The organism is Streptomyces apricus, from assembly GCF_008369065.1.
Taxonomy (GTDB): domain Bacteria; phylum Actinomycetota; class Actinomycetes; order Streptomycetales; family Streptomycetaceae; genus Streptomyces; species Streptomyces apricus.
This window is the reverse complement of record NZ_VDFC01000158.1, coordinates 1-2,424: the sequence shown is the minus strand read 5'-3', so window position 1 is coordinate 2,424 and position 2,424 is coordinate 1. Positions and strand designations below refer to the sequence as shown.

Sequence of the window (2,424 nt, the reverse complement as noted above, 5' to 3'; positions counted from 1 at the left end):
GCCCCGGCGTCCCCGCGACGGACGACCCCGGCACGCCCCAGGGCGGCACGACCCCGCTGCACGGTCCCAGCGGCGTCCCCGCCGGGGTCAAGGTCCCCGCCACCACCCGGAACGAGATCATCGAACGGGCCAAGGAATGGGTCGCGGCGCAGGTGCCGTACAACATGAACAAGTACTGGTCCGACGGCTACCGCCAGGACTGCTCCGGCTTCGTCTCGATGGCCTGGAACCTCGGCGGCAACGAATGGACGGGCAGCCTCGACACGTACGGCGTGCGGATCGCCAAGGACGAACTCCGGCCCGGGGACATCCTGCTCTTCCACAACCCGGCCGATCCCGAGAAGGGGTCGCACGTCACGATCTTCGGCGGCTGGACGGACGACACGCGCAGCCGCTACGTCGCGTACGAGCTGACCCGGCCCAAGGCCCGGCGGCAGTCCACCCCCTACGCCTACTGGAGCAACTCGGCCCGCTACCTCCCGTACCGCTACAAGGGGCTCACGGCGGACGCGGACCCGGGCGGCACGGACCCGGTCACGCCCATCACCTCGCCGGGCGGATCCGCCTTCCCCGGCGCGGCCGCCTTCGGGCCCGGCAGGACCAACGCGTACGTCACCCGGCTGGGGCGGATGCTCGTCGCGCGCGGCGCCGGTGCGTACTACAGCTCGGGGCCGGGGCCGCGCTGGACGGACGCGGACCGGCGGGCGACCCGCGCCTTCCAGCTGGCGCAGGGCTGGACGGGCGCCGACGCCGACGGGCTGCCGGGGCCGACGACCTGGTCGTACCTGGTGAACGGCAGGGGCCGGGACGTCAGGCCGGCGAACGCCGGAGGGTCCGGCACCCCCGTGCGGCCCCCGGCCCCGACGCCGGCTCCGTCGACGGACGCGGGCTCGCACGGCGTGCCCGGCTACCCCGGCCGGGCCGCGTTCCGGCCCGGCGCCGACAACGCGTACGTGACCCGCCTCGGGAAGAGGCTGGTGGAGAAGGGGTTCGGCACGCACTACACACAGGGTCCGGGACCGCGCTGGAGCGAGAGCGACCGGCGCAACGTCGAGGCGTTCCAGCGCTCGCAGGGGTGGCGCGGCGGAGCGGCCGACGGCTACCCGGGCCCGGAGACCTGGCGGCGGCTCTTCTCCTAGGGCACGTCCGCTCCCGCGGGTACGTCCGCAGCGGTCCCCGCTCTTCCTGACGGTTCTTCCCGGCGCGCAGGTACGGAGGCACGTATGACCACGACGACCACTTCACACTCCCCGGAGTCCGAGGGGGTGCCGGAGCCGGGCCCGCGCGACACCGGCGGCCGCGGGGCCCGGGTCATCCACAACGAGGCGACCACCGAGATCCCGGTCCACCTGCTGTTCCGCGACGAGCCGGGGCCGGTGTCCGTGGCGCTCGCGCCGGCGGTCGTGAACCGCCGCAAGGGCACCGGGGAGCAGCCGCGCATCGCCCGGCGCACCCCGGCCCCGCTGGCGCCGAGGCCCGCGCCGGAGGTCGACCCCGGCCTGGTGGAGCGGTCCGCGCGGGTGCTGCCGGGCGCGGTCGGGGTGCTGGCCGGGGTCGCCGGGGCGGCCGGTGGTGTCCTGGCGTCCTGGTGGGCCGGTGTCCTGCCGCCGCTCGCCGTGGACGCGCTCGGTCTGCCGGCGCACACCGGCGCCGGGCTCGGCGGGCCCCAGTGGGCGGCGCTCGCCGGGTGCGGGGCGCTCGCCCTGTTCGGGTTCGGCGGCCTGGCGCGCGGACGCACCGGACGCGCCTGGGTGCTCGGCCTCTTCGGCGGCTACCGGGGCACGGTCCGGCGCACCGGGCTGATGTGGGTGAACCCGCTGGTGCTGCGCCGCCGGATCGACGTACGGCTGCGGCACTGGCGCAGCGACCCGATCCCGGCGGTCGACGCGAACGGGGTCGCGCTGCGCGTCACCGTGCTCGTCGTGTGGCGGGTGCGCGACACCGCGCGGGCCGCGCTCGGCGTCGAGGACCACCAGCAGTACCTGCGCGAGTGCGTGGAGGCGGGCCTCGCCCGGGTGCTTGCACAGCTGCCGGCCGACGTCCCGCAGCACGGGGCGGACGCGGCGGACTGCGCGGCCCCGTGCACCACGGAGGCCGTCGGCGACGCGCTGACCCGGCTGGTGGCGGCGGACGCGGCGGCGGCGGGCCTGCAGGTCTACTCGGCGCAGCCGCTCGGGGTGGAGTACGCGCCCGAGTTCGCCGCCGTGATGCAGCGCCGCCGGATCGCGGCCCTGGACGCCCGGCACCGCGACCGGGTCCTCACCTCGGTCGTCGACTCGGTCGAGGACACCGTGACCCGGCTGACCGTGCGCGGGCTCGTCGAGCTGGACGACTACGAGCGCAAGGCCCTGGTGAAGGACCTGACGGTGGCGTTCTATACGGGGCATGGAGATCGCTGACCAGCACACCCCCGCCGACGACCAC

General features: G+C 76.0%; 2 protein-coding genes. Both read left to right on the top strand.

Annotation, left to right across the window (positions count from 1 at the left end; translation table 11 throughout):
* On the top strand, positions 1 to 1,139 hold a 1,139-nt coding region (locus FGF04_RS38815; protein ID WP_149516095.1), incomplete at its 5' end, for a peptidoglycan-binding protein.
* An 84-nt stretch (positions 1,140 to 1,223) separates the two neighbouring features.
* The gene (locus tag FGF04_RS38810) at positions 1,224 to 2,399 is read left to right on the top strand and encodes an SPFH domain-containing protein (RefSeq protein ID WP_149516094.1); all 1,176 of its coding nucleotides are present in this window, start codon (positions 1,224 to 1,226) and stop codon (positions 2,397 to 2,399) included.
* Positions 2,400 to 2,424: the final 25 nt, after the last annotated feature.